The 4,030-nt window shown below is 77.5% G+C and carries 4 protein-coding genes and 1 pseudogene; 2 read left to right on the top strand and 3 right to left on the bottom strand.

Annotated elements, in window-relative coordinates; translation table 11 throughout:
* A partial coding sequence (locus AA75_RS33525) for a hypothetical protein (protein WP_051813937.1) occupies positions 1-308 on the bottom strand: 308 nt, incomplete at its 3' end.
* Between the two features lie 178 nt (positions 309-486).
* On the opposite strand from AA75_RS33525, the gene AA75_RS33530 reads away from it, so the two are divergent.
* On the top strand, positions 487-1,692 hold the full coding sequence (locus AA75_RS33530; RefSeq protein ID WP_033824127.1) for an NAD(P)/FAD-dependent oxidoreductase: 1,206 nt from the start codon (positions 487-489) through the stop codon (positions 1,690-1,692).
* Between the two features lie 25 nt (positions 1,693-1,717).
* On the opposite strand, the gene AA75_RS33535 is transcribed toward AA75_RS33530, so the two are convergent.
* Together AA75_RS33535 and AA75_RS33540 are read right to left on the bottom strand one after the other, a co-directional pair.
* Positions 1,718-3,232, bottom strand: a complete 1,515-nt coding sequence (locus AA75_RS33535) for a M1 family metallopeptidase (RefSeq protein ID WP_149038526.1) — start codon at positions 3,230-3,232, stop codon at positions 1,718-1,720.
* 88 nt (positions 3,233-3,320) lie between these two features.
* Positions 3,321-3,533 (bottom strand): DUF6480 family protein, encoded by a 213-nt coding sequence (locus AA75_RS33540; RefSeq protein WP_033824128.1) that lies wholly within the window; start codon positions 3,531-3,533, stop codon positions 3,321-3,323.
* A gap of 140 nt (positions 3,534-3,673) precedes the next feature.
* Between AA75_RS33540 and AA75_RS33545 the strand changes: the two are divergent.
* Positions 3,674-4,030, top strand: a pseudogene (locus tag AA75_RS33545) (ATP-dependent DNA ligase); the annotation flags it as partial.

Genomic DNA, 4,030 nt, shown 5'->3' on the forward strand with positions numbered 1-4,030 from the left:
ACCGCCATCCTCCGGTACCCGCGTCCGGGCAGGGTCCGGCCCAGCAGCGCCGCGTCGCCGAGGTCGGCGGCCAGCCGCAGCACGGTGGCGGTCCGCAGGCTCCGCGCATCCGGCGCCAGCGCCATCGCCAGGCCGCAGGCCGCGTCCCGCCAGGCCAGCGGCCGCAGGCAGACGGCGACCGCGTCCGGGGTACGGCCGTCCGGCCCGGCCAGCCCCGACGGCCGGGCCAGCAGCCCGGGGCGGGCGGCGACGGCGAACCCGTACACCGCGGTGGCGGCGCCGGTGAGGCGGAGCAGACGGGAGTTCATCGGCGGATCCTCGGGGACGGACCGGACGGGACGGCTGCCCACGCTACGCCGCCGGATCCGGCGGGCGCGGCTCCCCGCGCCCGGAGCGGGCAGCGGGTATGACTGGGCGGTGGGCCGCGGGCGGCGCGGCCCACCGCGGCGGGTAGGCCCGCCGGGCGAGCGGAGGAGGTGCGCGGCCGTGACCGTCGACGCCGTGGTGGTCGGGGCCGGCCTGGCGGGCCTGGCCTGTGCGCAGGACCTGGTGGCGGGCGGCCTGCGGGTCCTGGTACTGGAGGGTTCGGACCGGGTCGGCGGGCGGATGCGCACCGATCTGGTCCACGGGTTCCGGCTGGACCGCGGCTTCCAGGTGTTCAACACCTCCTACCCGCAGGTCCGGCGCCGGATGACGCTGCGCGCGCTGCGGCTGCACCCGTTCACCCCGGGTTTCCTGGTGGCCGGGCCGGACGGGCGCGGGCTGTTCGCCGACCCGACCAGGCGTCCGCGCGACGCCGCCGGCCTGCGGCAGCTGGCCTCGGCCCGCGACCTGGCGGCGCTCGGGCTGCTCGGGGCCCGGGACGCGGCGCTGCCCGCCGCGCTGCTGCGCCGCGCGGGCGAGGCGCCGACCTACGCGGCGCTGCGGTCGGCCGGGATCTCCGCGCACGGGGTGGAGTCGCTGCTGCGGCCGTTCCTGGCGGGGGTGTTCCTGGAGGACGGCCTGGAGACCTCCGGGCGCTTCTTCCACCTGGTCTGGCGCAGCCTGCTGCGCGGCAGCCTGTGCCTGCCGCAGACCGGGATCGGCGCGGTGCCCGAGCAGCTGGCGGCCGGTCTGCCGGTCCGGCCGGAGTGTCCGGTCGCGGAGCTCACCGGGGACGGGGTGCTGCTCGCCGACGGCGGCGAGGTCGCCGCCCCCGCGGTGGTGGTGGCGACCGACCCGGCGACCGCGGCGCAGCTGCTGCCTGGGCTCGCGGTGCCGCCGATGCGGGCGGTCAGCACGCTGTACCACGCCGCCGCCCGCCCGCCGCTGGCCGAGCCGACGCTGGTGGTGGACCGGGACGGGCCGGTGCTGAACACGGTGGTGCTCTCCCAGGTGGCACCCGGGCTGTCCGGCGACGGCCGGGCGCTGGTGTCCACCTCGGTGCTGGGCACCGAGGTGGACGAGCCGGCCGTCCGGGCCCGGCTGGGCGAGCTGTACGGCTGCGACCCGGGTGGCTGGGAGCACCTGGCGACGTACCGGATCCCGGCGGCGCTGCCGGCGATGCCGGTGCCGCTGCTGCTCAGCCGGACCACCCGGTTCGGGCCGGGCCGCTACGTCTGCGGGGACCACCGGGCGACCGGGTCGGTGCAGGGCGCGCTCGCCTCCGGCGCGCGGGCGGCCCGGGAGGTGCTGGCCGACCTGGGCCGGTGAGCGGGCGGCCCGCCGGGTGCCGCCCTCAGAGTGTGCCGCTGCCGCGGGGGACCGCGGCAAAGGCCCGCTGCCGCCCGGTGGCCGGGCCGGTGGCCCAGTCCGGGTGGCCGGGCATCGGCGGGGTGCGGTCGCCGTAGAGCCAGGCGTCCAGGAACGGGCCGAGGTCGCGGCCGGCCACCCTGGAGGCGGTCGCGACGAAGTCGCGGGTGCCCGCGTCGGCACCCCGGTAGCGGCGCAGGTACTCCCGCTCGATCCGGTCGAAGACCTGCTCGCCGACCTCCTGCCGCAGGGCGTACAGGACCAGGGCGCCGCCGAGGTAGCGCTGGGTGTCGTAGAGGTTCGCGGCGGTGGGCGCGGCGACCGGTCCGGAGTCGTGGCGCCACTGGTCGCCGTGGCGGTACGTCTCCTTCATCCGGGCGTCCAGGGTGGTGAGGCCTCCGCTGTCGGGCCAGCCGCGGTCGTAGCGGTAGAGCAGCCCGTAGAAGTCGGCGTGGCCCTCGTTGAGCCACAGGTCGGCCCAGGTGGTGGGGGTGACGCTGTTCCCGAACCAGGAGTGCACCAGCTCGTGCATCATGTGCGCGCCGATCTTCTGCTCCGGCTGGAGCAGGAAGGCGGGCTTGTAGACGGTGAGGGTCTGCGTCTCCAGGCCCGTGAAGTCGAAGGCCGCCGGATCGTCGGTGTCGGCCGGCATCAGCCCGTAGGTCTCCAGCGGGAACGGGCCGAGCCGCTGCTCCAGCCAGTCGAGCTGGCCGGCCGTCAGCGCGAGCGCCGGCTCGGTGGCGGCGGCGCGGCGGGTGGGCACCACGTCGCGCAGCGGCAGGCCGCCCGGCCCGGTGCGCCGCACCACCGTGTAGTCGCCGACTGACACCTGCAGCAGCTCGGAGGCCATCGGGTCGCGCGAGACGTAGGTGCGGCGGGTGAGGCCGCCCTGGGAGACGGTCGCGGCGAGCGAGCCGTTGGCGACGCCGAACAGGGCGTCGGGGGCGGTGACGCTGACCGTGAACCCGGCCTTGTCGCTCGGACGGTCGTTGCACGGGAAGACGGTGTGCGCGGCGTCCGGCTGGCCGGCGACGGCGAACCCGTCCTCGGTGGGCACCCAGCCGGTGTGCGGCCCGGCGGCGTGCGGGTCGGCCGTGTAGTCGACGGTCACCGCCATCGGGGTGCCGGGCGCCACCGGGCGGGCCGGCACCACCTCGAGCTTCTCGCCGTGCGCGCGGAACGCGGCCGGCGTGCCCTGGACCCGTACGGCGCGCACGTCCAGCCCGGCGGAGTCCAGTTCGAAGCGGGGCAGCCGCCGCAGGGTCAGCGCGGTGACGGTGGCGGTGGCGTCCACCCGCCGGGTGTCGGCCCGGTAGGTGAAGGCGAGGTCGTACCACTGCACGTCGTACCCGGCGTTGCCGAGCGCCGGGTACACCGGGTCGGCCGGTCCCCGCCCGGCGTCGAGCGGCGCTGCGGGGCCGGCGGCGGAGCAGACCAGCGCCGCGGCGAGGGCGACGGCCGGGAGCAGGCGTAAGGATTTCAGCGCAACCACCACTTCCATGTGCAGTCGGAACGTCACACATGGTAATCGGCAGGGGTGTCGGCTCCCGGGCCGGGTACCGGCAGCACGGGACGGCCCGGGGACCGGCTCAGATCGAGAAGATCCGGCCGACCATGAACAGCACGCAGGCCAGCACCACCAGCGAGATCAGCGCCAGCGGGGCCCAGCCCGGCCAGGCGTTGTGCAGCTCGGGCGCCTCGGGGGTGGAGATCTCGTGGCTGGTGCTCGACTCGCCTTCCGGCGTCTCGGCCGGCCGGGGACCTCGCGGCACGGGCCGGGCGGGGTGTGCGGCAGTGGTCATGGTGTCCTCCGGCCCTCGCTCGGCGGCCCGGCGCTCGGGCCGCGGCCTCCCGACCAGCTTCCCGCGCACCCGCGGCCGGGGCCACCCGCGGGCGTCGGCAGGCGCGGGAGTCGACGACCGGCCAGCATGGGATGCCCGGCATGCGCGTACGGCCGGGGGACCCGCCGGACCAGCCCGAGGAGGCCGCCGTGCTGCACCTGGTCGCCGAGACGTCCCGCGCCGTCGCCGCCGAGCCGGCCCGCAACGCCAAGATCGGGCTGCTGGCCGGACTGCTGGGCGCGCTCGGACCGGCCGAGGGCGCGGCGGCGGTCGCCCTGCTGTCCGGCGAGTCGAGGCGCGGGCGGATCGGGGTGGGCCCGGCGGCCCTGCGCGACCTGCCCCCGCCCGCCGCGGCACCCTCGCTCGGGGTGCTGGAGACGGAGGCGGCGCTGGCCGCGATCGCCGCGGTGCACGGGACCGGCGCGCAGGCCGGGCGGCGCCGGCAGCTGGACCAGCTG

It is taken from the genome of Kitasatospora sp. MBT63 (genome assembly GCF_000710465.2).
Classification (GTDB): domain Bacteria; phylum Actinomycetota; class Actinomycetes; order Streptomycetales; family Streptomycetaceae; genus Kitasatospora.

Coding starts and splice junctions, on each gene's coding strand:
- AA75_RS33540 (WP_033824128.1), bottom strand. CDS start 3,533: ATGACCACTGCCGCACACCCCGCCCGGCCCGTGCCGCGAGGTCCCCGG.
- AA75_RS33535 (WP_149038526.1), bottom strand. CDS start 3,232: ATGGAAGTGGTGGTTGCGCTGAAATCCTTACGCCTGCTCCCGGCCGTC.